This is a genomic window from Radiobacillus sp. PE A8.2 (assembly GCF_045635475.1).
Taxonomy (GTDB): Bacteria; Bacillota; Bacilli; order Bacillales; family Amphibacillaceae; genus JBJGXI01.
The window spans coordinates 141,603-167,586 of sequence record NZ_JBJGXI010000001.1 but is presented as its reverse complement, the minus strand read 5'-3'; the positions used below and the strand labels follow the sequence as shown (position 1 = coordinate 167,586).

General features: G+C 38.2%; 16 protein-coding genes and 1 pseudogene. 5 read left to right on the top strand and 12 right to left on the bottom strand.

Annotation, left to right across the window (positions count from 1 at the left end):
- Positions 1-35: 35 nt before the first annotated feature.
- The 5 genes from ACI6MV_RS00690 to ACI6MV_RS00670 form a co-directional block, all read right to left on the bottom strand.
- Positions 36-1,550: a tripartite tricarboxylate transporter permease gene (locus ACI6MV_RS00690; RefSeq protein WP_407267854.1), complete on the bottom strand. Its 1,515-nt coding sequence runs from the start codon at positions 1,548-1,550 to the stop codon at positions 36-38.
- A gap of 158 nt (positions 1,551-1,708) precedes the next feature.
- Positions 1,709-2,167, bottom strand: a complete 459-nt coding sequence (locus ACI6MV_RS00685) for a tripartite tricarboxylate transporter TctB family protein (RefSeq protein WP_407267853.1) — start codon at positions 2,165-2,167, stop codon at positions 1,709-1,711.
- A 77-nt stretch (positions 2,168-2,244) separates the two neighbouring features.
- Positions 2,245-3,204: a tripartite tricarboxylate transporter substrate binding protein gene (locus ACI6MV_RS00680; protein WP_407267852.1), complete on the bottom strand. Its 960-nt coding sequence runs from the start codon at positions 3,202-3,204 to the stop codon at positions 2,245-2,247.
- Positions 3,205-3,572: 368 nt separating this feature from the next.
- Positions 3,573-4,421: a class II fructose-bisphosphate aldolase gene (locus ACI6MV_RS00675; RefSeq protein WP_407267850.1), complete on the bottom strand. Its 849-nt coding sequence runs from the start codon at positions 4,419-4,421 to the stop codon at positions 3,573-3,575.
- The gene (locus ACI6MV_RS00670) at positions 4,414-5,364 is read right to left on the bottom strand and encodes a carbohydrate kinase family protein (RefSeq protein ID WP_407267849.1); all 951 of its coding nucleotides are present in this window, start codon (positions 5,362-5,364) and stop codon (positions 4,414-4,416) included. Before ACI6MV_RS00670 ends, ACI6MV_RS00675 begins: the two co-directional genes overlap by 8 nt.
- A 361-nt stretch (positions 5,365-5,725) precedes the next feature.
- Between ACI6MV_RS00670 and ACI6MV_RS00665 the strand changes: the two genes are divergently transcribed.
- On the top strand, positions 5,726-6,511 hold the full coding sequence (locus ACI6MV_RS00665) for a DeoR/GlpR family DNA-binding transcription regulator (RefSeq protein ID WP_407267848.1): 786 nt from the start codon (positions 5,726-5,728) through the stop codon (positions 6,509-6,511).
- Between the two features lie 1,136 nt (positions 6,512-7,647).
- The gene (locus tag ACI6MV_RS00660) at positions 7,648-8,739 is read left to right on the top strand and encodes a M15 family metallopeptidase (RefSeq protein WP_407267847.1); all 1,092 of its coding nucleotides are present in this window, start codon (positions 7,648-7,650) and stop codon (positions 8,737-8,739) included.
- Positions 8,740-8,917: 178 nt separating this feature from the next.
- Here the strand turns inward: ACI6MV_RS00660 and ACI6MV_RS00655 are convergent, their stop codons facing one another.
- A complete protein-coding gene (locus tag ACI6MV_RS00655; RefSeq protein ID WP_407267846.1) occupies positions 8,918-15,358 on the bottom strand; it encodes a glycoside hydrolase in 6,441 nt (2,146 codons plus the stop codon).
- A 1,266-nt stretch (positions 15,359-16,624) separates the two neighbouring features.
- Here ACI6MV_RS00655 and ACI6MV_RS00650 point away from each other — a divergent pair.
- Positions 16,625-16,825, top strand: a pseudogene (locus tag ACI6MV_RS00650) (Abi family protein); the annotation flags it as partial.
- 137 nt (positions 16,826-16,962) lie between these two features.
- Here ACI6MV_RS00650 and ACI6MV_RS00645 read toward each other — a convergent pair.
- The 6 genes from ACI6MV_RS00645 to ACI6MV_RS00620 form a co-directional block, all read right to left on the bottom strand.
- Entirely contained in the window at positions 16,963-18,414 is a 1,452-nt protein-coding gene (locus ACI6MV_RS00645) for a serine hydrolase domain-containing protein (RefSeq protein WP_407267845.1), read from the bottom strand.
- A 90-nt stretch (positions 18,415-18,504) separates the two neighbouring features.
- Positions 18,505-19,644 (bottom strand): o-succinylbenzoate synthase, encoded by a 1,140-nt coding sequence (menC, locus tag ACI6MV_RS00640; protein ID WP_407267844.1) that lies wholly within the window; start codon positions 19,642-19,644, stop codon positions 18,505-18,507.
- A gap of 374 nt (positions 19,645-20,018) precedes the next feature.
- Positions 20,019-21,044, bottom strand: a complete 1,026-nt coding sequence (locus tag ACI6MV_RS00635; RefSeq protein ID WP_407267843.1) for a dipeptidase — start codon at positions 21,042-21,044, stop codon at positions 20,019-20,021.
- Positions 21,045-21,058: 14 nt separating this feature from the next.
- Positions 21,059-21,952, bottom strand: a complete 894-nt coding sequence (locus ACI6MV_RS00630; RefSeq protein ID WP_407267842.1) for a MurR/RpiR family transcriptional regulator — start codon at positions 21,950-21,952, stop codon at positions 21,059-21,061.
- A gap of 51 nt (positions 21,953-22,003) precedes the next feature.
- Positions 22,004-23,146, bottom strand: coding sequence for a M20 peptidase aminoacylase family protein (locus ACI6MV_RS00625; RefSeq protein WP_407267841.1), 1,143 nt, complete (start codon positions 23,144-23,146; stop codon positions 22,004-22,006).
- 1 nt (position 23,147) lies between these two features.
- A complete protein-coding gene (locus ACI6MV_RS00620) occupies positions 23,148-23,984 on the bottom strand; it encodes a hypothetical protein (protein ID WP_407267840.1) in 837 nt (278 codons plus the stop codon).
- Between the two features lie 479 nt (positions 23,985-24,463).
- Between ACI6MV_RS00620 and ACI6MV_RS00615 the strand changes: the two genes are divergently transcribed.
- On the top strand, positions 24,464-24,922 hold the full coding sequence (locus tag ACI6MV_RS00615; RefSeq protein WP_407267839.1) for a helix-turn-helix domain-containing protein: 459 nt from the start codon (positions 24,464-24,466) through the stop codon (positions 24,920-24,922).
- A gap of 23 nt (positions 24,923-24,945) precedes the next feature.
- The gene (locus ACI6MV_RS00610) at positions 24,946-25,542 is read left to right on the top strand and encodes a PIN domain-containing protein (RefSeq protein ID WP_407267838.1); all 597 of its coding nucleotides are present in this window, start codon (positions 24,946-24,948) and stop codon (positions 25,540-25,542) included.
- The last annotated feature ends 442 nt before the right edge of the window (positions 25,543-25,984 follow it).

The following is a 25,984-nucleotide window of genomic DNA, read 5'->3' as shown; positions in this document are numbered from 1 at the left end:
CTTTATCAAGCCACCGTTTTAGATTCGAATTTCATTTATAAATCTTTACCTGAGTCCATGCTATCTATAATCGATTTCCTTTTTCTAATTTTCGAATGAATGATGGGGTATATCATTGATATTAACGCTACTATTAGTAGTGTTAATGATATAGGTCTTTCAATAAATATCATCAAATCCCCTTCCGAAAGCGCTAAAGACCTTTCTAAATTCTTCTCCGCTATTCCACCCAAAATCAACCCTAAAATAATCGGAGGTAATGGAAATTCATTTTTTATTAAAATATAACCTATGATACCCGCAATTATCATAAAATAGATATCGTTTACGTTGTTGTTGATCGAAAAAGTTCCAACAAAACAAAAAATAAAAATAATAGGTGTCAAAATCTTACTTGAAATCGTTGTAATCTTTGAAAAATATTTAACACCACAATAACCAATAATACACATGAATATATTAGCTAATATTAATCCACCGATAATTATATAAACCTTTTCTGTTTGTTGTTCAAATAATAAGGGCCCAGGAATAATCCCTTGCATCATTAATGCCCCTAGCATAATGGCAGTACCGGCATCGCCAGGTATTCCTAACGTTAAAAGAGGGATTAGTGCCCCACCAGAGATAGCATTGTTTGCTGCTTCAGGTGCAGCAATACCTTCTGGTGCACCGTCGCCAAACTTTTCTGGGTTCTTCGACCAACGCTTTGCCTCGTTATAACCGACCCAAGATGCGATATCGCCACCAGTGCCAGGTATCGTTCCTATTACTGTTCCTAAGAAACTTGATCTTAAAATAGTGGGTGATACTCGTTTTACATCTTTTATGCTAGGAAAGACCTTGTTAACTTTAACACTTGCCTTTTTACTTGATTCACCACTTTCAACCATCGCTAATCCTTGTGAAAATGCATAAAGCGCAATTAGTACCGGTACAAATGAAATTCCAGCAGATAAATACACCGAATCAAATGTAAATCTAAATTCTCCTGTAAATGAATTAATCCCAACCGTAGCTAGTAAAAGACCAATTAGAGTACTAATCAAACCTTTTACAAGTGATTTTGATGATATTCCTGCTACAATACTAAGACCAAATATAGCTAATGCAAAAAACTCTGGCGATCCGAATCTCAAGGCGAATTTAGCTAAAATCGGAGAAGTAAAAAGTAGCATAACAGCGCTAAATATTCCTCCAAAAGTTGAAGCCATTATAGAGATACTTAAAGCCCTACCTGGTTGTCCATATTTGTTAGCCATTGGATATCCATCTAAACATGTTGCTGCTGAATTTGCTGTCCCTGGGGTATTTATTAATATAGCTGTTACAGAACCGCCAAAGATACTTCCACAAAACATTCCTAGTAACATTAAGATTCCTGTATCTCCGCCTAGTGAAAAGGTAAAAGGCATCAAAATGGACAGACCCATAATTGAAGATAAACCCGGCATTGACCCTACCAACACACCTGCCAACGTTCCGAGAAAAATATATATAATTATGTTTGGCTGCAATATACTTGAGAACGCACTGAAAAATTCTAGCATTTTATTGCTCTCCTCCCTTCACAGAATTAATTCTACGTAATTGGCCAATGCACTATAACTATGGCAATTTAGTGTTTAATTAGTGAAGCACTATGAAGCTTTTCTTGATTCATCTCCTTAATCTATAAATAGCGAGACATTAACTCTTCCAATAATTTTCAGAAGAGAATACCTTCTGGCAATTGTATTTTTAGAAGAACTACAAAAACGACATAAACTAAAAGTACCACACTTACAGTAACACCAATTATCGAACCAATTCTTTTCTCACCCAATATATACATACAAGGAGGCACCAAATATAAGATAGCTATAAGGAAACCAAACACTTTTAATATGATACAAAATATTAATAATACCGAGCTTATTTTAATCACACGAATAATACCAGGAGATTTTAAATTAACCAGTTTGAAGTTACCGTCACCTTTTTGAAAAATAGATTGAATAAATAGGACTACAGATAATATAAAGAGTGTGATCGCTAACAATCTTGGCCAAAACCCTGCTCCGATAGATTCTAATCCGGATGACTCGTAATCCTTAGTCCCATAGAAAACCGCACCCGAAATACATATCAAAATAATGGATATCAACATATTGTTATATTTATTCATCTAAATTACCCCATTTCTAGGCATGCGCCGATACAGAAACAATCTATAACTGTATCGACGGCTTCTTACTATAACAATTAATTCAGAACTTTTTTATAGTATTCTCTTTGGCTTTTGATAAATTCTTTCATCTCCTCTGAAGTCATGCTCACTTCCTGCATATGAAAGTTTTTTATGGAAGTTTTGAATTTATCTGAATTAACAGCTTCAGAAAAAGTATCTTGTAAGAACTCAATTGACGATTGTTCCGTATTAGGACGCGCTGCTAAAAATATCCAGCTATCTACCTTCATATCTGACGCTTCTTCATATAATTCTCCAATTGCTGGGACATCAGGATAAGTAGAAAGACGTTCATTTGATGTAACCGCCAATATTTTAACTTTCTCAGCATCCAACTGTCCTGTAGCTGCAGAAGTATGTGTTACTGTGGCATCTATTTCACCACTTACTACTGAAATAACCGAATCTGCAGAACTATCATAAGATACTTTATTAAATGAAACCCCTAAAAACTTTTCCATTGCCCGTACAGCTAGATTGTTAGCACTGCCACTTCCCGAATCTCCAATTGTTATTTCACCAGGATGTTCCTTGGCATAATCAATAAGTTCTTCGAAAGTTTGAAATGGCGCTTCCGCACTGACGACTACCGCATATGGATCATCTTGAATTGCTACTAATGGAACATAATCATCTACTGTTATTTCCGTATTACCGAGAACTTCATTTAACAGTAAATCACAATTAAGTACACCTAAGGTATATCCATCCGAATCAGAGTTTGTAAATTCATTAGCACCTACAAGGCCGCTCCCTCCAGTTACATTCGAAACAAGGAAACTGGAATTATTGGGCATATCCTCTTTAGGAACAGCATCAAATAGTGCTCTTACAGTTAAATCTGTTGTTCCACCAGCACCGTAAGGTACAATCGTCTTTATATCCTTACTAGGATATGCAGAATCTGAATTACACCCTACCAAAGCTACAACTGCAATAAATAACATACAAACAACCAAACACATCTTCTTCATAACTATATACACTCCCTCTATTATTATTTTTCCATAAAAACCCTAATTGAAGTCTATTTCATTATCTACATGAAAGCGCACACAAAAATAAATCCATTTGCTCATAAGAAAAATTGATTATATTCTTAGCTATAAATTTCATTTTGTATTAAGATCATAAATAAATAATTAATCCCTTAATCTTAAGTTGGGTTCAACAATAGCTGTAAAATATTACAATATTTAAATACATTCCATCAATATACTTGAAGGTTAACCATGGAAGTTACTGACAATCAAACCTATTAATAACGCTTACATTTAACAATGTGATTTTCAGGAGATAGTGCACCATTTCTTCACCCCCACGATGAATCATTATGCAGCAATTAAGATCTATTACCAGACTCACATACTTTAATCCATTCCTTTACTACTTTCTTAATTTCACTTTTTACTGGAACGAATATATCTGCGATACTGTGACTAGATCGTTCCTTCATTATTTCCTTTTTTAATTCGTCAAGATAAGTACTGTGTAAAATAGTACCTACATTGACTTTAGACATTCCAAGTCCAATACATTCTCGAACTACATCATAAGGTAATCCTGTTCCGCCATGAAGCACTAATGGTATGGAGATAGCTTCTTTTATTTCTTTTAATCTTTGAATATTGATATTTGGCTTTGTCTTATAAAAACCGTGTCCGTTACCAATTCCTACAGCAAGAGAATCAACACCAGTTGCATTCACTAACTCAACAGCCTCGTCGACTTCAGCCAAATATTCGCCTCCATCAAATGAGCCCTCTTCACTATTCCCTCTAATTTTTCCAACTTCTGCTTCTACTACAACACCCTTTCCATGTGCATAATCCACCACTTTTTTTACCTTATCTATATTTACTTCTAATGATTCTGCAGAAGCATCGATCATAACAGACATATATCCGTTATCTATCGCTTTTTTACACAGCTCTACTTCCGTGGAGTGGTCGAGGTGACTAATAATATTCCTACCCGATTGTTCATAAGAGACTTTGCCCAATGCCGCACAGTGCTCTACTCCTATTGTGTTTACTACGGGCATATTTGTAGATATATATACTTTTGCTTGTTCTTCATTAGCAGCTTCGGTTATTGCTAATAGCTCCCAAATATCAGAATAATTGAAAGCTGGAATGGCATAACCAGACTCGTAGGCTTTCAAAACCATTTTGTTATTATAATTATTCATACCTTACCTCCAGTTGATTTTTTTCTATAAAGCTAACAATCTCTGAAAATGTTGGTGATCCGTCTGTTGCACCAATATGTTGAATAACAAAAGCTGAGACCGCTGTTCCCATCTTTACACATTCTTCCACCTTCAAATCATTACCTATTCCAAACAAAAAACCTGCAACAAATCCATCACCAGCACCAGTAGTATCATTTACATCCACTTTATAACTACCACAATAGAAATCGCCATCCCAAGTGGAGCAATAGGTTCCTTTTTCACCCATCTTAATGATTACGCTTTCAACCCCAGCGAATTTAAAATACTCACACATTTCTTCTACATTATCTTTTCCGGTAATTTGCTTTGCTTCTCCTATACTCGGAATAATATAATTTAAATATTGGAAACAGGGGTAAATAACTTCCGCCCATTTTCCCGAATGATCCCAACAAACATCCATTGTAGTAATGATACCTTTTTCCCTAGCAAGTCTAAGTAGCTCTACACATCCTTTTACTCCATCAAAATTTTGCAAATGGAATGTACCGCCAATATGTAAAATGCTGCATTCATCTAATAAGGATAAATCAATATCGTGGATAGAGAATTCCGAATTAGCTCCTGCACTTTGGATAAAGCATCGGTCACCATTTTCCTTAATTAGTCCTATCACTTTTGATGTTGGTAAGTGATCAGAACGTCTGATATGATCCATATTAACTCCAACTGATTCAGCCTTATCTATTAAGAAATCTCCGAATATATCCTTTCCTACCTTTCCTATAAACGATACATCACTTCCAAGTTTAGCTAAATTGACTGATGTATTTAAAGCATCCCCACCATTTTTAAGGGAAATCTCTTCTACACCAATGTTGTCAATTGTAAAATCTATATTTGTGACTGGGTTCGCAACAATATCTGCAACCAGCTCTCCAACACACAATATTTTCACTTAATCCCTCCTCACTAACATCAACGTTAACTTTCACTAATCTTCATAAAGTATCATTTTCTTTTATTTCTCTTTAGAGAATATCATAGTATTTTTTCTCCGTCAACATCATTCATTAAAATTTTCAAAATATTATTGTGGTTTCAAATTATTCTTTATATTACTTTTAATATATTATTTCTAAAGTGTTTTATAATTCATTCTATTTATAGTCGGTCCATATTAAATTTAACTACTATTATAATCGTACCTATTCATTTCAAAATTTTTCTAAATACTACTTTTGCGACTTGCATTAACCTTCACAATGCATCATAATGTTTTATATAAATTCACAATATGAAAAAGAGTTGATTAAATTATGGTCTTTATTAACAAGCGTCAAAATGAAATTTACGAAATAATAAAGGAGAAATCTTCTGTAAATGTTAATGATATTATTCCATTATTCAATGTTACACCAGCTACAATCCGTAAAGACCTAACCATATTAGAGGAAGCTTCTCTTGTTTTCCGCACTAGAGGAGAAGTACATCATGTAGAAAATGAAAAGAAACTAGTACCCTTTGAATCTCGCAGCACTATAAATAAAGGGGCAAAAGGGGCAATAGCTAAAGCAGCTGTTGATGTTATTGAAGATGGGGACACAATCATACTAGATTCAGGAACAACAACGGTTGAAATTGCTCGTTTACTTGTATCTCGAACAAATTTAACGGTATTAACAAATTCATTAGAAGTAGCTCATGCTCTTGCTAATAGTCAAGTTCTTGTATCTTTATCCGGCGGAATGCTCTTGGGGCAAAACATGTCCACTCAAGGGCCTGATGCGGAAAAATACTTTCGTAATATTCAAGTAAACAAAGCTTTTATTGGCGCTAGTGGAGTTCACACTACTAAAGGATTAACTGCTTTAAGTTCATTAGAAGCAAATGTAAAACAAAGTATGATGAATTCGGCAAAAGAAGTCTATGCCGTTATCGATTCCTCAAAGTTTAACAAACCTGGCATAAGCCTATTTGCAGAATTTGAAGATATAGATTATATCATCACAGAATCACCAATTGAAGATCCAAAGTATGTAGATACTTTTAATAAGTTTGGAGTAAAATGTATATTTACTAATAAAACTAGTTCCTTTTCATAATAGAAATAAAAAATAATGAAAGGCGGATGCATTTCATAAAAACGCTTTTAAATGTAGCACAGTGTCATGGTCTTGTAAAATTACCAGGATCCTATTGAACACTCGCATAAGCGGATAATTGTAAGCATTGGAGTTTTAGGGTTAAGTCTTTATATATTATTTAATTGCTGGTAAAATTGTCGGATTCACAAGAACCTTTTTTCTTTTATTGAAAAAGATGTTATAAAGAAGATCGTTCATGAATTAGATTACTTAACAAAGAAATTAATTATATTTCTCAAAGATTATTATGCAGTGAATCAGAACAGTGTATCGGTTTTCCTGGGAGTGAAAAAAAGAGTTTCTCAAAATATCTAAAAGCATCAAATAATAGGGAAGTAGAAGTTTTAAGCTATGATGAATTTATTAATAAATTTAAATTTGCATAGGCTGATGCTAGGCGTTACTCTACTATAATGAGACAGCTCAAGCAGTTTGTAAGTGGCTACTAGACTCTGATACATTGTACAGTTTAGTGAATGATAACGATGAGACCATTCCAGTGTATAATTTGGTCTCAAATGAAAAACTCACATGAGTATGAGCTTTCTACAGAAACTACTTTTAGTTATTTTTGCATCCCAATCAGTAGAGATGCTACAATTATTTAAATCCTGTGTCCATTGACTAAGCCCTCGGGATCACCACACTGTCCCATTCGAAAAATTATATATAGAACATTAATAATGCCAGCAAAACTCCTGATTTTTGAGCTTCATCAGTTCTAAAAAGTCTAAGGAAATGGTTGTCTAATATTACTTTGATAATAAACGATTGGGTTATCTAAATGAGCTCGTACTTTTGATAAAACATCGTTTTCAACTCCTTTGGTTGGGATAAGTAATTGGAAGTTCTGTGATAGGTACTTCTATTTTACTATGAAAACGGTGGTCTTTTTATATTCAATTGAACCTATTTACTATATTAGGCCATCTCAATCCACTTTCCCTAAAAGTGAAACAATCTGTCGTAATTTACGTCTAATGTAATAGAGGTGTTGCTCTGCATCTAATTTCAAACTGGAACAATAAACCTGACCCTCCGTTCCACATTCTCAAGAGTGACATCCTAGTTTTCGCAGGAAAGAAGGGCTAATTTTGAAAAAAGCAATTATCGCAGTACTTTTTCTTGGATTGATCATGGTGGTAATCGCAGCGTGTGGCAACAGCGATAACCAATTACAGAACCAAGAAGATAGTCAAAACAATGAAACAAATACGAACGAACCAGCTGAAAATACCGGCAATAACGATACAAATGATTCAGCAATTAATGATCAGGCTGACAAACCCGATAGCTCGGACAACCAGTCTGACAACAGTACCTCTAACAACGCCGGTGATCAGGATCAGCAGAATGACTCAGCATCTGATCATAGCGAAAATGATGATTCAAAAAAAGACCAAAGCTCATCAAACGATAATAATGACTCAAATTCTAAACAGGACTCATCAAACGATAATGATGACTCAAATTCTGAGCAGGGCTCATCAAACGAAACGGACCAGTCAACAGCTGATGGCAATTCTGGTCAAGGGTCAGATTCGAACAAGAGCACAGATAGCCAATCAGGGGATGATGATGCCGTCCACGTAGTAGCCAATCCAACTAGTGTAGCAGTCCTTGTCAATAAACAGTACATGCTACCAGATGGTTATGACCCTACTGATTTAGTTTATCCAGATGTGCCGTTTACATTTAATGATAAGCGAGAGAAGCGTCAAATGCGCAAAGTAGCAGCTGATGCACTAGAAAAAATGTTTGCCGGAGCTGAAAAGGACGGGGTGCATTTACTCGGTGCTTCCGGATATCGCTCCTATGCAACGCAGAAATCACTTTTTGACTATTATGTACAACGTGACGGAAAAGAAAAAGCCAAAACGTATAGCGCCATTCCAGGACACAGTGAACACCAAACAGGGCTCGCAATTGACCTTGCTGGTAAAAGTAGCCAGTGCATAATCAGCGATTGCTTCGCCAATACAGTAGAAGCTAAATGGCTCGCCAAACACGCTTCGGAATACGGGTTCATTATCCGTTATCCAAAAGGAAAAGAAGACATCACTGGTTACAAATACGAGCCATGGCACATGCGCTATGTCGGAAAAGACACAGCCCAAGAAATCGCATCTAAAGAAATTACATTGGAGAAATACATGGGTGTTGTACCTGTATCCGAATCACAATAACAAAAGAGTTGCTGGAAATCCCAGCAACTCTTTTGTTTTGATAGGTGGAACAAGGGGTCAGGTTTATCGTGCCAATTATGTTTAATTTTTATAGAATGGAACAGTTAACCTGACCCTCTGTTCCACTGCCACTCGCAAAAAAAGAAGCACGAGAACCGTCCCCGTGCTTCCGTGCCAATTATTCTTTACGTGCCTTTCTCGCAAACATCATACTAGCTCCACCTATTACGATCAGGATAAACCCTAGTAATAAGTAATTATATAAGTTTGTAGCAGTATCAGGCAGTTCATCATTCTCATCACTTTGCTTCTCTTGATCTTCCGCAAAGACACCATAAGTTGAGAAATGATTAACTTCTAATGTAAGAGTACCATTTTCAGCTTTTCCACCTTGGTATTCCCATTTGTCAGTAGATTCATTGAAATAGTAAATTGCTACATCTTCTGCTTCGTACTTGTCATCATCGTAACCCAACGTTAACAGAAACTTACCAGTATATGATTCATGACCTGCCGGGAAATGGAATTCAAAAGTATAAACATCACCCGCCACAGCAAGTCCTTGACCATTTGTATTACTTGGCTTTGCCTTGTTAACAGTCACAGTTGTTCCCTCTGGTAAATCAGCTGGCAATATAACTTTTACAGACGTTCCTGTCACGGACACTGTTCCATTCGGATAAACCTTAACAGCCGTTCCTAGGCTTGCTGTTACATGTAAATTGTCATCGTCTTCACCCTGGTCTCCGCCTTCACCTTGGTCTCCGTCCTCACCTTGGTCTCCGCCTTCACCTTGGTCGTCATTCTCAACTAAACCATCAACTGCAGTTTGCAATGCAGCATGTGCACTTTCAACTTCTGATTGTGATGCATGACGTTCTGCGTTAACGGCCTGCGCTGTTTCAAGTTTCTCGATAAATGCACTCCAGCTGTCATCTGTATAATTTTGCTTTCCTGCATCTTTCATTGCCTGTGCACTTTGAATTAACTGTTCTAGTGCAGATTTATCTGCAAATGATGTCTTTTCAACAGCAAGCCAAGCAAGTACTGGATCACTGCCGCCAAGTTTACTAACACTAACTTGTACATCTTCTGCTTCTTCAAGTGTAAAGCTTATTTCTTCCTGGTGGGCAACAGTATTCCCGTTCGTTGTAAAATCAACGGAAGCGAGTGCGTTCCCATCAGAGTCTTTAGCCGAGAACTGCATATTACGTGTTGCTCCCCACCATTCCTTGTAACCAGAGACGAGTGTATATTCTCCGGATTGCAAATGAATCGTGTAGTCAATACTCTTATTTCCGTAAGCCCACCATCCACTATCATATATATTAGTAGAAGAAGAGCCACGGGTACCTATGTCAGTTCCGATTACACCAGTATAACCCCATTCTCCATCATACGCTTGGTCAGGAACCGTATTACGAAGTTGGCTGCCAAGCTTTTCCTTAGCTGCTTCAAAGAATGGATCATCCGTTGCTGCACCATGAATAAAGTAGATTGTATCTTGATCTACAACATCAACCGTAGCCTGTACTTCAAATCCACCAGTTAATGTTCCCGTTACAACTACGGAATGGTAGGCACTAAACTGAATATCATCGGTGTTCCATTGTACGGAAGCATCCACTGTCTCTCCTGCAGCATTTTGTGCCTCAAGTGTTTCCGGAAGGCCAGATGCCGCTTCGTCAGCTGTAACCGCAAATTCTGTTGGACCACTAACAGATACAATCGTGTCTGGTGAAATGATTGTATACTTTTCAGTCATCACTCCACTTGATGCCATGCCTTCCGCATACGCCACTGCCTTAAGTGTTGTTTCACCAAGACCAATGGAGATTGGACCTTCATATCGATTACTTTGATCTGTCGGCTCCGTTCCATCAATCGTATAGTAAAGTTCAGCACCTGCAGTCGGACTGGAAAGCGTGACAGATTGCTCAGATGTGTATGTTTTTCCTTCCTTATTCGCTACTGGCAATGCAGTAATTTCTTCGTTAAGGTCGTTTGCATATACTTGCATTTCCAACAGACCATTTTCCCAGTCGGCCGTTGAGTTATTGTTATGTGCATTTTTCACAGCAGTAACATTTATTTTTACATACTGGTACTTGCCAGTTAAATCATTTGTTTTGAAACCAGTCTGCATGTTAGTTGATTCATCAGCAAGGACAGTCCAGTTTTCATTATCATTACTACCTTGAATTGTATATTGATAATACGCTTCAGAACCATTGAATTGTTTAAAGCTTAGATCTACTCGCGCAAGATCATAAACATTTTCCAAATCAATTGTTGCTGACCACGGCACCTTATTTTGTTGATAATACTTCGTGTCAGGCGACCACGTATCAGACTCGAAAAATTCACCATCGGTAATGTATTCGAGTAATTTCCCTGCAACAACATTGTCTTCACCTTCGACAGGTTTCCCTTCAGATACATTTGTTAAGTCTGGAAGTTCAATTTTGCCTGTATCCGAATCAAGTGACCATCCTGGTGTATATTCCATTTCCATCGTATGCTTTTCACTATCGATTGATAATGGTAACCATACATAAGTGGATGTACCAAGTGCGCTTGGATTCCAATGATCTCCCATGTATACGTATTGCGTTGTACCATCAGCTGCGTCAACTTCCATAATGTTTGTTGGCTGGCTATAGAAAGTTGTGTTGTTACCAACTGGTTCAAGTGCTGACCAACTGTCCGGATTCGTAATATCGGTACTGTACGAATACATCGCCTGATTCGGATACCATCCAGATTGACCTGATGTCACAATGTAGTACACACCATTATTCTTGATTAATGCTGGTGCTTCTCTTTTGGCACCACTGAAAAGTAAATAAGAATTATCCGCATCAACATCGGTACTATCTTCTGTCAATGGATACAGACGCATGTTTGATCCATCCTGTGTACTGACAAGATAGCCTTTTCCACTATCTGGATCTTGATAAACAGTAAAATCACGAGATGTATAACCACCAGGGTGGTAATTATGATGAATGGTGTAATGTCCGTCTACCGTATCAGCTGAAGCAATAAGCAATTGTGATGCTGTATAACCTTCACCATTTTCCCAATGGATATATAAAACGAACTTACCACTGTCTTCATCATAAATTAATTTTGGACGTTCCATATTAAAGTTACCTGTTTCAGTATCTACCAGTCCAGGACTGCCTTCTGTATTTTCACCAGGATTTGTTATATCTGACAAAATAGTAGATACAAACTCCCAATTTAATAGATCTTTAGATCGATACAAATTAATGCCGTGTGTATTATGGGAGTTATCTGACTTATCTTCACCTACCCAGTAATACCAGCCATTATGCTCAAGGAAACCACCACCATGCGCTTGGATAGGATTTCCATCTGTATCATACCACGTTTGTCCGACTGGAACGCCAGTATACTGATCCTCTGAGGAATCATCACGAACCGTAAATGAAATTTCATACGTATGCTCTGCAGTTTCATCCTCTGATGTTACCGTAATTGTAGCAGTGCCAGGCACTGATGTTGGCAAGTTTATGTCATAGCTCGCAAACATGTTGCTCAGTTCTACAGCGATTGTTGGCACAGTCGTTTGTTCCAACTCGACTTCATATGCGAAAGTATCTGCTTCGAAGTTTTCAAGTGCTTCGCCGTTTACGAGAATAGACTCTAGTGTTGCATCACTGCTCACACTCGGAACATCACCGATGCCCATAACTTCCATTTCCCGCATCGCAATACACGTATCAGCCATAGCAGTTAAGTTAGCTCTTACTTTAGAAGTAGTCACCGCGTCAAAATCGATCACTGCTTCATCTTCACCATTAATGTTTGTTTGTGTATTTTCAATTGTTTTCCACTCCGTCCCATCCAAATACTCAAGATTCAGGGATTCAGGTGGCCTTGTGCCTCCATTATCATCATAGAAAACAAATTTCACTTGAGAAATAGTCTCATCTTCACCAAAATCAATTTGTACCCACTCGTTCTCTCGCCAGTTGTTCGATTCCCAGTTCGTCCAACGTGCATCACCGGTTACGACACCATCATTAAGATTGTTCACATTATCCCATTGTCCTGTAAAGGATGCGCTTGCTTTTGGATATGCAGAACCATCCGTATTAAGTGCAACGTTTTCAAGTCCGCGTTCGGTTACTTGTACATAAGCCTTAGCTTCCATACTTGTTTCTGCAAGTGTTCCCGTCACCGTAAACTGCCCTAAATCTGCATAAAGAGCTGGATCGATTTCTTCCCAGGTAACAGGTAATTCCACTGTTGTATCCAAATTCGTCACTGCCACTACAGTTTCAGGAAGTATCGGAGCTACACCTGAAATAGTTTTCACCTTACGATCATGAATACTTGCAATGTCACTTACTGTGATTACAGCTGTTGCTTTTATAGATGTTCCCGCAACTGAACCTTCTACTGTAAACTGTGTTTCTGTAGCGTAGTCAGCTGAATCAATTGAATCCCAGTCGACATCTTTAACAGATGTTGACCCATCACCATAGCTTACCGTTACCTGACTCGGTAATTCTGGTAGCATATCTGGAACAGTCCAAATATTGACAGGTGCTATCTCTGTGATTCCAGATTGAATCAATCTCCAAGCCTGATTAGTACCGGAATTAGCTTGCCATAGACCAACACTAGCCCCGTCTTGTTTTGATTGTCCACCGACTTCTAATAAAGTGCCGCTTGAACCATTAATAAATGTAAATTCTCCTGTCCCATTTGTGGACAAAATCCATTGTTGGGTTTCATCACCTTGATCGGCTGCTACGACAGCGGATCCGTTATTATTCGTTAGCACTTTTCCTGTCGCTGCGTTAACAATTTTGTATTTTTCGGTATTGCTGTAGCCGTTTGTCAGCTTTGCAATTGTCCATTTTTGGTTACCCTCTTCATGCGCATTCGCGTTTTGCACAACAGAAGTACCATTATCGTTTAAGTCCATAACTTTGTTGCTATTCTTGTTAACTATTTTATACTCCAAATCAGAATCGATTAATGTTTCATCTGGATTTACACCAGACACGTCATTAATGACAAAAGTAGTAACCGACTTAGCAGCTACCGTTGTAGATAATCGATTGTTATTAACCGCTATATTGTCATGCTGTGCAATATTTTCTGCAGCTGACGTTACATAAGGAGTTGCTGATGCTGATTGACCAACTGACGCAAAGCCCGATAAATCGAAGTCTATTTGTTGCGGCGCATCAGACTGATTTGTATACACAACGACGATCTTACCATTGTCTTTATCAATTGCCGCTAATGTATTAGCATCATTTGAATTAATCATTTGGTATCCAGGTCGAATAAATTTCGTATAATTACCCATTGTGTAATATTTCTTATTCTTTTTAATTTCTACTTCACTCGCATCTTCCGGTTCAAATGGTACTTGGATCAGTCCCCAGTTTGAGTTCTCGTTGTCAGCATTCATATTTGTTTCATTTTCAACCGCCTGCCACATTACCCATGCTCTCGGCTCGAGATTGGTAATATCTGAAGTAATTCGCTCAGCTAAATCAAGTCCCGGCTCAATACTGTCAAAGTCCTGTGGAACACTGCCACCCAGATCAACCTCTGACATCCATAAACGTTTTTCCTCGGCCTTAGCTAAATCTCTTACAGACGTGCGCTCTCCCGGCCAATACGTATGCACATTCATCTGACCGATGTTAGCCTTTGTAGCAGCATCATACTGTGACCAGTTATTTCTGTATTTATTCGGGTTCGTTTCATCCATTGCTGAAACGACTGTATCTAAATTCAATTCTCCTAAATCCTCACTTACCTCATTAATAATTTTTGCCTGGGAAGCAGGTGCCCAGTTGGACCCTTCCTGTGTTCCGTCTGCACCCCAGTAGCCCGTGTTCGGTTCATTAACTGGAGACAGCGTTCGGATATCAATATTAAGGTCATTTTTCAGGTACTCTACTACGCTCGTTAAATATGTAGAAAAGTTCTCATATTGATCTGCTTGTAAGTTGTCATCCCATGAATCAATGTTCCCAGATACATAGCCACTTTGGGTCATAAAATATGGTGCAGAATTTGAAAATGCTTCAAATATATCTGCTCCTCTATTCTTCGCAGCCTGCAGCCACCACTGCTGGTTCGCATCTGCATTCCAATTCCAATGATCAGGGTTAGTCGGGTCCCACCAGCCTTCTTGTTCTTCCCAACTGTCATCTGCATCAGCCGGCGGTCCGAATTCTTCTGGACGGTTCCAGTAACCTGGCACATCCGCCCCCGGACGCAAGTATGGCTCTGTTTCAGGTGCGTTCCCACCGCCGATATTGTAGCGGGCAATGTTAAAGTTCAATCCATCCTCGCCATAAAGGGCATCGGCCAATTCATTTCTAACCTGATCCGGCCATCCCCCAGTAACATTCGCAAACCATACTAATGCCGTTCCCCATCCTTCAAACGGTTCTTGCTGATAGCTTGGATCAAGCTTTATCGTCTTATCAGCATCGCTTGGCTGGTCATTTTCCGCTGCAACAATCGCTGCAGGCGCAATTAAACCGACCAGAAGAACGAAAATTGTTCCGATAACAAATAATTTTTTTGATAGATTTCTTACATTCTTTGTACGCAATAGAATTTGCTCCTTTCGTAATAGCATTCTTCATAGTTTCTAAACATACAGAACTCTCAATTGTTATGTATTCTATTGTGATAAGGCTCTATAATGCAGGAAAATACATAGAATTGTTATAAGAGCTCGAGTTGAGTTACAGTCCCACAGTCCTCGAGTCCATTTCCTGATGTCGACTTATTTTGGTTACTTTAAACTTTAAACGAAACATCACCTCCTTAAAGTTCACTGTGTCGTTCCGAACACGTGCACAGACTATATCACTTGAGTAGAACGCTTTCATTTATAAGTAGGGAATGGCTCCTTTTTTAGAAAAACGATATTCAAGAAAGTGTCGGTTAACTTTCTTAAGAGATGAAAAATGTATTTGTATCTTAAATATGTAGATTCATGATGAAAGGTAGAAAAGAAAAGCACAGAGCGCCGTATAGAAACGTAGATCATGCCCCTGCATAGGGGGTATGTCGATGTTGGACGACAAGTCCGCTTTTAGTCGACTTTCGATAAAACACGAATCGATGATGACTTATCGTAGGTCGATTCGTGAAGTCGCCTAGTTTCTGGCGCTCGGAGCTAGACACTTGTAAAATTTATATACTTTCTTATCTTGTAAAAAAGGGGACAGATGAAAACTCTATTACTTTTCTAGTAACAACTGTTTATACGCACATCATCAACCCCGCAGCAGCAATATCTGCTGCTTTTGATGTCCAATTTATTCATAGAATATTTTGAAACTTGAGGATGCAATTACCCCCTTTTATTTGTAAGCGTTTTCCTTACAGTATAGCATTCTCTAAAAATGACCGTTATTAAAATATTTAGTTATTAGTTTGATTATTTTTAGGTTTGTTTTTACCGGTGATAGATTGATTGTAATTTATTTAGAAAATTGTACTATTTTTAGAAAATATTAAAGATAGTCAACATATTGCCATTGCAGGACTTTTTCATATGTTCTCTAGTTGAAATTAGTATTTCTATGCACAAAAACCATACATGCTCATATACTCATATTAAGTGCGAATTAGAACGGTTTACCTATCGACGGGCTCCTAGTGCAGACAAAACACTGATTTTGTTCAGTGATAGGGGGCATGCTCACTGCCCCGTTCTCAGGAAATATAATAGACAAAAAGAACAATCTTCCAACTGTAATTGAATAATAGAATTGTAGTTTTTTTGGAAGTTAACCATTATAATTAGGATATTAGTTGTAAATGAAAGCGATTTATTTGGGTAAAAGGGAAAACAACCAATGGGTTAATGCGTCATCTTAGGGATAAGCATGGCATAGAAATTAGCGGCAGCAAACAGAAGAAAGATTTATTAAATATCGGATATTATCATGGATATAAAGGCTATCGTTTTATCGGACAGGCAAATCACCAAATTCCCTATACCAACTTTGATGAGGTTGTTGGGGTGTATGAGTTTGATACAAACCTTAAAACACTCTTATATCCAAGAATGGAACGAGGGGTCAGGTTTATCGTCCCAAATGGAACGAGGGGTCAGGTTTATCGTCCCAGCAGGACCTTACGTTTTGTTCTCATAAACCGGAACAGTAAACCTGACCCTCTGTTCCACACCGTACCTGACACCTATGAAACTTTAGGTACTTGTCTAAATCCAAATACTAAACGGGTCACTTTGTTGTTTTCGTCTTTTGCAAAACGTAAAGAAAGTTCTGATTCTCTAAACGGAACCATAAATGTATCATTACCAATTGGTTTGATATCAGGAATAGTACCAGCACCTTCCACTTTAAGTTGGAGCTTACCTTCCTCAATAACAACTGTATATTTCGCTCCTTCACCAGAAATGTAATCTCCTTCATATTGCTTTAGTTCCAATTCCGGAACGTCTACTACTTCATAGGAAAAATGAGAATCAGTAACTGATTTTCCTAACTGGTCGGCCATAGCACTAAATAACAGTTTCATAGATGGTACACCTGTTAAGTTTGCCAAGCCTACACCGGATAGTCCAAGCTCCGGTATCATAGTTAAATGTGCTTCCACTCCTTTAACAGAACCACCATGTTCAATTAATTTACATCCATAAAAGTCAGGGATAATCATGACACCATATCCATAGTAACGGTCTTTGTCACATTCCATGTACGGTGTAGTAATTGATGCAACACTCTCAGGCGCGAGGATTTGAGCATCTCTTACTTTACCATTACTGCTGAAGATTTCTGCATACTTAAGCATATCGTTTACCGTAGATTTTAAGAACCCTGCTGCACGCATCGATGGAGCATCCCAAGGGTTATTCGATTTAAAAATAATCGCTTCACCGTCTTTCATCTGCGCATTATAGAGAGAAGTAGTATCGTCATGATCAACTAACTCATGCAAATGGAAAACACTATGCTTCATCCCAGCCGGATCTAAAATATATTCCTTTATATACTGTTCGTAGGTCATCCCACTAACTCTCTCAATGATTGCACCTAAAAGCGCATACCCATCATTGGAGTAACTAAACACTGTTCCTGGTGCTCCGAGTAATGTGAATTCCTGCTTTGCAATGTCTGCCATTAACTCCTCAAAAGTATCAACACTTTCGATTTGTTGCTCTTGTGCACCCTGCTCAACTGCCCCAATATCCCCTTTTGTTTGACCATCATCTTCAGACATTGCATCTTTAGCAATACTCTTACTTAATGCTTTAAATAGAGTTGGTAATGCTGGTAATCCTGATGAATGTGTTAGGAAATGATGAATCGTCATTTGTTTTGTATATGCTTCATTTGGTGTTTTAAACTCTGGTAAATATTTTACAACCGGATCATTTACGTTTAGCTTTCCAGCTTCTTGAAGCTGCATAATCGCTATGCTTGTAAATGATTTCGTTACAGAGCCAATTCCAAAAACGGTATCAGGTGACAAGGGGAGCTTGTTTTCGACATCGCGGTAACCAAAACCATTTTCATAAAATACTTGACCATCTTTCGCTAAGCCAATTGAAAAACCTGGTATTTCAAACTTCTCTACAATCTCCTGGCAATATTGTTCGAAATCACGCGTTACTGTTTTCTGTGTCATGTTAAGACCTCTCCCTTTTCCTTAAATTTTTTTATTATAAACTTGTACTACTCGTACAAGTTACAACCGTGTGCATAAAAACAACAGGAATCATGCTAATAGGTTCTCATTTGTAAAAACGGTTTGATCCACTCGATATTTCTCAAGTGCTTGTCTGTTTACTTCATAGCCGATACCTGGTTTGTTCGGAACTTGTATCACTCCATTTTCTACTATTACTTCAGGATCAATAATGTCTTGCTCCCAATACCTAGAAGAACCTGCAGTATCACCTGGCATGACAAACTGAGGAAGCGTGGTTAGGGCAACATTATGGGCACGTCCAATTCCAGCTTCTAGCATTCCGCCACACCAAACCGGAACTCCGTGCTCGGCACAATAATCATGGATTTTCTTAGATTCTGTGATTCCCCCAACACGACCAATTTTTATATTAATGATTTTACAACTACCTAACTCAACCGCTTTTCTAGCATCCTCAAAGGAATGAATACTTTCATCTAAACAAATAGGCGTAACTATTTGTGACTGTAACTTGGCGTGGTCGATAATATCATCATGGGCCAAGGGCTGTTCAATCATCATTAAGTCTAATTCATCCAGTTTTTTGAGGATGTCTATATCATCTAACGTATAGGCCGAGTTAGCATCTGCCATCAGCAATATATTTGGAAAATGTCTTCTTACTTCTTTCAGCATTTCATAATCAGCACCAGGCTTTATTTTCACCTTCATGCGCTTATAACCTTCATTTACAAAGCCTTCCACCACTTTAACAAGTTGCTTAGCTGTTGGTTGAACCCCAATACTGATACCAACCTCAATTTGTTTCTTTTTCCCACCAAGTTCTTTGTATAAAGGGCTATCATTTCGTTTGGCAAACAAATCCCAAACCGCACCTTCTAAAGCTGATTTCGCCATATTGTTTCTCCGAATGGATGAAAATCGTTGTGAAACCTCATCGGGATGATGAATCGGCGATTCCATTAATAACGGGATTAAAAATTGTTCCATGATGTGTTTGTTTGTTTCAACCGTTTCCTCGCTGTACCAAGGGCTCGAGAAAGCAGCTGACTCTCCAAATCCAATCACTCCTGTTTCATCCTCTATTTCAACTACAAAAAACTCTTTCACATCAAATGTTCCAAAGCTGGTTGTAAATGGTGACTTTAATCGCATAACCATTCGGTGTAGGGTTACCTTGCGAACAGAAAATGATTTATCGCTCATGTTATCTCTCCTTTTATCCAATCGGCACTTTTCGTAAATATTGTTGTTCCTATTGGGAATTGATGTAAACTGCGACGTAGCGTAGGAAATCCACTTCGACTCCTTGAAAATACAACCCAATTTTCTTCGTGCGATGTATCGCTGTCGTAGCTTTCCTTGGGACTGCGATTACTCGTCCCACCGAAAACATTTGTCCTGCGGGACTAGTGGCGTAAGTGAGACCCCGCAGCGCGTAGCGTGAGGAGGCTCACTAGCCCCCCTAAGGTGCGCGAAGTGGATTTCCGGAGCGGCGGTGCAAGCACTCTCCAAGTTACGACGGAGTCTAGATAAAATCAGTAATTAACAACAATTTCCAAAACCACTAAAAATACCTTTTACTTCATGAAGATCCTTTGTATATTTCTCCCTAGCAATGCTTCCATTTCAGTCTCGGAATATCCCCTTTTCATAAGGCCCTCAACTAGTTTTGGGATAGATTGATGACCTTTAATAACATCAAATGGTTTCCGCGGTAAACTTGCTAGATCATCTGGAGAGATATATTTCATAAAGTCCTCACAAAGATCAAGCCCAAGTCCCACATGTTCAATACCCGCCACTTTTACAAGATGGTCAAGATGGTACATTAATGTTTCCAAATTTGAACGTTCATCATCTTCTCCAACAAGCATACTCGCTGCATTTAGTCCTATCACTCCATTGGTTTTTGCAATTGCCTTTATTTGCTCATCCGATAAATTTCGCATCGTTGAACAAAGGGAGCGAGCATTCGAGTGCGATGCAATTACTGGCTTAGTTGCCATTTCTATTACATCCCAAAACCCTTCGTCATTTAAGTGAGAAACATCAATGGTTATTTCAAGTCTTGCTGCTTCTTCCAAGACCTTGACACCAAAGCTACTTATTCCGCCTTTCTTTCCTTCCTTTGTTGGGTGAAAGAAGCTACCGTCTGCAACCGCATTCCGCCTGCTCCAAACGAGTCCAAGGTTGCGAACTCCCAACTCATAAAAAACACGTAACAAACTAAGGTCTGTCCCAATCGGTTCTGCTCCTTCAATGGATAGAAGAAATCCAATCTTGTTCAATTGCTTAGCTGTATTCATGTCTTCACCATTAAAGCAAATCATTAACTTATCAGGAGATTCACGCACTTCTTCATATAAGGCACTAACTTGGCCTAACGCTTTTCGCAGTCCCATTTCTGGTAGAAAACTACTATCAACAAAGAGAGACGCGACAATGATATTCACACCACCTTCCATAAAACGTGGATAATAGTCCGTCTCAATAACCTTTGTTCTCCCTTTTTCTCTTTGGATTTGAACATCCATTAACAAATCAAAATGACCATCGATTACGAGCGTTTTATGCAGGAAATTGGTTGAGTGATTTTTATTCATATTCTCACCTCTTCTTAAAATAAATTGTCATTATCTGCTTTTTTTCCTCTCGAAGCGAATGGATAAAAATCACCGCTATTTTGGTCATATGTTGCCATATGGGTTTGTACTTTCGGATTGTCTGTAGCTGCGATACTTGTTACGAGCAAATTTAGTAGTGAAAAGGTAGGGGTAATTCCTGTTAGCGGGATTGGTCTTGGTGCAATGACCCTAAATAAAATATCCGCATATTGTCCAACAGGAGATAATCGATCATCGGTAATAGCAATAATGCATGCACCCTTTTTCTTCGCAGCTTTTACAAATGAAAGGGTCTCCTCCACATATCTCGGAAAGGAAATAGCGACTACTACAGTGTGCTCATTGACATTTGATAATAAGTAATTAGCATCCTCAATTTCACCACGGTATTGTGTGGTATTTCCAACGACGATATTTAAGGCAAATACGAGCCAGCTTGCCGGCCCATAAGATGAACGAAAGCCGAGTACAATACGATTATTTGCTTCGATCAATGTATCAATTGTTTGCTTATGTAGTTTCAAATCTATATCCTCTAAAGTCGCCTTTACATATGCATTGTCTTGTTCCATCGCATATTGAATGATATTAGAATCTTGTAACTTATTGGATATTTCACGATAATTCCCAACTGGATTTGATGTACCTGTTGCGTCTTCTAGTAAGCTCGTTTGGATTTCCTTCTGCAGTTCACTAAAACCCGAATAGCCCAGAATACAACATAGTCGAATCACCGTTGTCTCACTTGCCTCACAAGATGCTCCAATTTGTTTAGCAGTTTGAAAGGCTACATCCTTTGGAAAATCAACAATATATCTTGCAATTACTTTTTGACGTTTCGTAAAACTAGTAAATTTTTTTCTAATTTTGTCTTGATATTGTTCCATCTATAATGAATCCTTCCTTTATGAAAAAAATTTTTCATGCTGTAAAGATAGTTAATTCTTCTCCAACACTTTCACAAGTGAAAAACTCAAGATTTTCACACCGTTTAAAAGGGCATCAAGATTGAAGGTCATATTGGGATGATGTAAGCCAGGAGCTAATCCAGTACCTAGACCAACCATTGTTGCCTCTAAGTTCGGATAATTCTTTTTGTAAAAGTGAAAATCTTCTCCTCCTGGTGTAACAAAAGGTGGCACAAGCCCATTCTCTCCAAGCGCTTCAACGATTGCCTCTTCTACAATTCCCTCTAGCATCTGACAGGATTCAGCGGCCACCATCGACGCCTGTGTAGTAAGACTAACCATTGCAAAATTGGCTGCTCCTGCTGTAAGCGCTGCATGCTGAACTTTTTCGAGCAAGTCCTCCATCACTGCATTGCTTTCCGCTCTTACATCAATACCAAACTCTCCTAAATCAGGAATAATATTAAAGCTATCTCCACCAGCCCTTACCATTGTTATCTTTACGGATGCAGAGGCAGTTGGGTCAATTTTGATCGAATTTATAGCATGAATAATCGCCCCAATGGAGTCCACTACATTAATGCCCAGATTCGGTCTCGATGCGTGTGCCTGTGTGCCTTTCACTTCACCTTTTAGATGCGTCGTTGCTCCGTGATAAATCGCAGGCGAAGCAACACCAAAGGGCATTTCCTGAACGGGACGAACGTGAAGGCCAATAAGGTAATTTAGATCCTCGATGACACCGGTTTTAATGATCGCTTTTGCCCCATTTCCTGTCTCTTCAGCTGGCTGAAAAATAATTTTAATCACGCCCGTTGGTTCAAAGCCAATTTCCTTTAAACAAGTGATCGCATGAAGCACCATTGTCATATGCCCATCATGACCACAGGAGTGGTTTGCTTGCCACTTTCCGTCCACAAGCTGCCACAGAGCATCTATATCTGCTCTAATTCCTACAGTCGGCCCATCTTTTCGCTCCCCCCAATACCCAACTACGCCCGTTTGGTTTTCAAATGTCTCATAACGAATGCCCAATTTTTCTAACTTTGCACATAAAAACGTTGTCGTCTCTGTTTCCTTCCAACTAATTTCTGCATTTGTATGTAGATGACGATACGTTTCCTTAATTTTTTCCTCATTTTTCTTAACCCAATTATTAATTTCGTTAATCACGTCATCCCTCCACTGTACTATTTTCAAGTATGTAAAAATGGATATTTGAATGGTGCTGTTTTTGAACTCCGGTGATGCTATAACCACTTGATAAAGCTTCACTTAACGTAGTTCGTAAGGCATATCTCCATGCTTTTGCTAGGTCTGGATTACGTTGTTTTAAAAATTGAATATTTGTAGGGACAGGAACCCGATATCTTTGGTAGTTTTGTTCAAGTTTCATGTCGATAAGTTCTGGGCTCGGATACTCATTTCGTTGGTCACAATGAAGTAGTGTTTTAGCTTCAACGTTAATGTGATCTTTTTTTAAGTTAAAAATGGCGTCTTCTACACGCTTCGAACAAATATCCCACTCGATTAACAATCGGTCTGATGGGAGCCCTTTGTTCAATTTGTCGTTCAACTCTCCATAATAAGAAGGGATATAACGTTTCGAATATGCTCCTAGCTTGCTCATATTAAAATATCCATTTCTAATTTCTAACGGGTCATACGTCCAGACAATTTTTTTATAACCAAGATTGATTGCCCATTCTCGTTGCTTTATCTTAAGCTGGTAACCAATTCCACTATTTTGGTAGCTTGGCAAAATACCTGTCATATGAGAAATCAAATAGGACTCTCCATCTTTAAATCCAGCAAAACCATAGCAAAAACCTACCAACATTTCTTCAACAAAGGCGCCCATCACGATGCCCCCATGGTGAATAGATGCAATTAGTTGTGGCTGAGGAGAAACAATTTCGCGACTCCAAATACTTGCTTGGAGTTCGACTACCTTATCAATGTCCTCTATCTGATCAATTTGTTTATACGTAATTAAATTAGGAATACTCATAATCTACCAACCCCCATCCCGCACTAAAGATATGCATATGAAGTATACACTTTATTTTTTGAATATTTTAAAGTTTTAACTTCTTTTATTATACACGAACCTAACAGAAAAGTGACAGACTTTTTTGAGTGATCATAATTATCAGAAAATAAAGGGGAACGCGGGGTCAGTTTTGTCGTTCCAGCAGGACCTTAAATTTTATTCTCATAGAACGGAACAGCAAACCTGCCCCTCTGTTCCATGACGTAAATTACAAGTGAATGATCGTTCTTTGCTAGTTACAAAGCGACATTAGGTAGGTAATCCAGGAAGTGACTATAGGCACCCAGACCAACCATCAACCATCAACCATCACCAATATTTTCACTTAATATGTATCTTTATATAGATGAATGAGTATAATGTTAGAGATGGTGTTTCCTTTTTTTCGTTTTTATCCTTTTTTTCCAGATGAATATGATATAATGGAGGTAATGGGGATGGTGAAAAACATGACTGCAATTCTTAATGAATTCAAAACAAAACAAGCTGATTATGTAAGTAGTGACGCAGCGAAGAATTTCGTTAATTTGATGGTATTGCAAAAAGAGATCCTTAATCAAATTAAAAATACCTATCAACATCTCACTGAAGAAGATAGAAAAGAAACTTTTGAAGTAATTAAGCGACTTTATAGCATTCCAGATACTGTTACAGTTAAAGATGCTTCTGAAATAATCGGTGTAACCGTACAACGTGTTAGAAAACTTTGTGCAGAAGGTCAACTAGACGCTGTTCAAACAATGCCTGGCAGTGGAAAATGGCGTATTCAAACTCAACAACTTATGAAATATCCAGGTTGGACTGAATATTTAGAAAACCGCCTTCAAATACAAAAGCAATCTAAAGATATAGCAAGGTTCATGGATCAAAACTTGGATATATTGAATCAAGAATAATGCCATAGGGGGAACAGAGAGTTTTGAAACAGTATATGTTAGATACCAATATATTTCGGCATAAAACTAATGCAAATGATTCAGCAGACTTACAAGCTGGTGCTCGCTCCTTATGGAACAAAATCATTGAAGAGGTATATAACCATCACGCTGTTTTGCTAGTTCCCAAAGAAGTTGTTAGAGAATTAGAGGTGCAATCTTTTACTTTAAAAGAGAATCAAAATGAAAAAATTGCTGACTTACTGGAAATGTGCAGAGAGATAGAACCAGAGCATTTTAACATAGATATTGAGTTCAGTTTACGAAAATTATCAGCGTATATTCGAGCGCAGCATAGAGGACTCCTAGTCAGTGATAAAGTGGAGTATCTTAAAGCTTCAGATGCAAGAATTTTATATACAGCTTACTATAAGGATAGCATTCTTGTCACTTCAAATGTAAAGGACTTTATCTTGTACCCATTGCTATTCCCTGCTGGGGAAGAACGACTTTACTGCATGAAAACAAATCAATACATCAAAATACCCGATGATGGTCACAGAACGATTCATGATGATATTACTTTTCAAGGGATGGTGCAAGATTTCTACAGATTGGAACAGGAAGCAGAAGAAGCCTAATCACTAATATCAATGAGTAGTCTTTTTTAATACCCGCTTGCAGAAAAGCAGGGTTGACATAGGTTTCCACAATTAATACATGCCCATCACATCCAATTAAGTATCTTGCATTAATGCTGGTAAAATACTACATGGCGCGTATCTGTTCCAATATCTCTCATCCATAGATAGTAACTCCCTTCCAACTTTCTAGGTGGAACGCGGGGTCAGTTTTGTCGTTCCAGCAAGTGGGTGGAACGTGGAATCAAATGAATGGCCAATCGGCAGAATTGCTCCTAAAGCAAACACCTATCCTATATAAAAAACAGTAAACTTATAAAATTCCTAATGGTGATATTGTTCTCCTAAATCACGCTTTGACATCCATGATTCTATTTGTTAAGGTATTAACGAATCTGCTTATCTCCCTTCTCCATACACACGATTTCCCCACAACATAATA